The following is a 2256-nucleotide window of genomic DNA, read 5'->3' on the forward strand; positions in this document are numbered from 1 at the left end:
ACAGCGAGTAACAATGCATCTAGCACACAAAGTGTAGCGGCATCAGCAGAAGAACAATTGGCATCTATAGAAGAAATCAGTTCAGCATCTGGAACGTTATCACAAATGGCTGAAGAGTTACAAATATTAATTGAAAGATTTAAGGTGTAATAAAAAAAGCACGTGAATAAGATGATTCACGTGCTTTTTGCTTTGTGTGTCCATTTGTTCAATAAATTCTTAGTGAGGGATATGCCGTTTCATTTTATGTTTTTTGCTGTTGTTTGAATGCAATAATTGGAAGAAGGATTAAGCTAATCCATCCAATCATAGGATATAACATATGAAGTAATTCACTATAACCGATATAACTAAAACAATAACTAATAAGTAAGATGAAATAAATAATGATGTTACTTTTCCAGCCGGTGATAGATTGAAGTTGTTTCGTCATACCAAATATGTTACCGACAAGTGTTGTAAATACTTCTCCGAAAATAATTAATACGAAAAAGAAATGAAAAGTAGCATTGAAGCGACGTACAACTTCTGCCATTGGGATATTATATTGATAAAATTGTTCGACAGATAACATGGCGAAGTGACTACATAATAAAATTAAACATAGCCCTGCCCCGCCTAACATACCACCCCATTTAATAGCTTTCTGGTCCTTGACTTCACTTGCTAATGGTACAAGTACACTTTGAGCGAGGGAGAGATTGAGTGCAACATATGTAATTGGACTTGTAACCCATTTGCTATTCCAATTTTCAGTAGGTGTCATGCTGAAAAAAGAAGATACATCATGAAAGAGTGTTGTAATAGATAGCCCCACGATAAAAATCATCATAATTGGTACGACGAGTGAATTGACTTCAAATACCCCTTGCAATCCTCGGCTGCCAATAATAATACAAGCGAGTATCGTTATAAAGATTCCAAGTTGTCTTGGGAGGCGAAGTTGCTCTTCAAATACTGCTCCAGCTCCAGAAAGCATGACGCTTGTCACGCCAAATAATACGAGAAGTAATAAAATATTTACAACGTTTCCGAAGACATCACCAAATAAATATTTGTTAAATTCTTGAGCAGAAAATGCTTTGATTTGCGAAGAAAGCAGCATCATTTTTGTTCCTATCCAAATAAAGAAAATGCCGCTTACTAAAATGCCGATTGTTCCATATGTCCCGTGAATTGTAAAGAACTCAACAATTTCTCTTCCAGTTGCAAATCCAGCTCCAACGACAGTCCCTATATAAGTAGCAGCAATTTTTTTAGCTACTTTCCATTGCTGATTATCCATGTAATCCCTCTTTCTTATGTTATGAGCTGATTTATTTGTTACATAGACTTTGAGAGTAATGCGGGATAAAGTAAAACATTCACCAGTCATCACTTGCATTTTGAGATAAGAGAAGTTTCACTACCTACTGAAAACTTTACTTAATTTCATACATATGAAAGAGTTTGGACAAACATACGATAAAGTGATAATTTTATATAATTTTTTAAAATGTGAGACTAGTGATGGGGAGGTGTTTTTTCATTATTCAAATTTATCTTGTAATTTATGGTATAATGAAGAAAAAGGGGGCGGAGAAGATGTTTCACTTTTTTAAAAAAGGTAAGGAAGAAAGAGAGATTACGAAAGATGAATTAGAACTTGCTATGGCAAAATTTCTTGAAGCGAATGCTAATGTCATATATACAGTATTAGTAAATGATGACTACACGGTTAATTATGACTTATTAAAACCTTATTTACCTGCCTTTCCTACAAATACATTTATTATTACAAAGGAGACACTTGAAGTCTTTGAGAGTACACAGGAAAACCTTGCGCTTGTTAAAGAAATTGATGATGTACAACGTGCTGTGGATCAATATGTAACGGAAAAGGAAGTTTTTCCAATCGTTGAAGGAAATGAAAATCGCCTTATTTGTTCGATCAAGTTAGGTCCATATTTAAAAAGAGGGTTAAACCGAAATTTATATGTATCAGAGAAACATTATTTAGTGACAAGTAAACCTGATAAAATAAGTACAACCACTGTGCAATAAAGAAACAACAATGAAGTATTTGCGGCAGCAACACTTCGTTGGTCTGTCGGCCGAACAATTGTGCCAATTGCAATTCCTTTAACAGCGTGGATAGGTTATCAATATACATTTTACAGCTCTTTCCGAACGGGAAAGCCCATCGCCTTTAGGCATGGGATGAAAGTGAGGTTGGATACGGAGTACCACTGAAAATTGCAAGGTTTGTGGTACTTT

At 34.9% G+C, this 2256-nt stretch carries 3 protein-coding genes; 2 read left to right on the top strand and 1 reads right to left on the bottom strand.

Going from position 1 to position 2256, the window contains the following annotated elements:
- The coding region (locus tag H280_RS27075) for a hypothetical protein (protein WP_020063391.1) at nucleotides 1-150 on the top strand (150 nt) is incomplete at its 5' end.
- 94 nt (nucleotides 151-244) lie between these two features.
- Here H280_RS27075 and H280_RS0122760 read toward each other — a convergent pair.
- Complete coding sequence (locus H280_RS0122760) at nucleotides 245-1285, bottom strand: YkvI family membrane protein (RefSeq protein WP_020063392.1); 1041 nt, start codon at nucleotides 1283-1285, stop codon at nucleotides 245-247.
- Between the two features lie 299 nt (nucleotides 1286-1584).
- On the opposite strand from H280_RS0122760, the gene H280_RS0122765 reads away from it, so the two are divergent.
- On the top strand, nucleotides 1585-2043 hold the full coding sequence (locus tag H280_RS0122765) for a DUF3939 domain-containing protein (RefSeq protein WP_020063393.1): 459 nt from the start codon (nucleotides 1585-1587) through the stop codon (nucleotides 2041-2043).
- The last annotated feature ends 213 nt before the right edge of the window (nucleotides 2044-2256 follow it).

The sequence above is a fragment of the Bacillus sp. 123MFChir2 genome (assembly GCF_000383235.1).
GTDB lineage: Bacteria > Bacillota > Bacilli > Bacillales > Bacillaceae_G > Bacillus_A.

Excerpts from the sequence above, each read along its gene's own strand:
- H280_RS0122760 (WP_020063392.1), bottom strand. The coding sequence starts at position 1,285 with ATGGATAATCAGCAATGGAAAGTAGCTAAAAAAATTGCTGCTACTTAT.
- H280_RS0122765 (WP_020063393.1), top strand. The coding sequence starts at position 1,585 with ATGTTTCACTTTTTTAAAAAAGGTAAGGAAGAAAGAGAGATTACGAAA.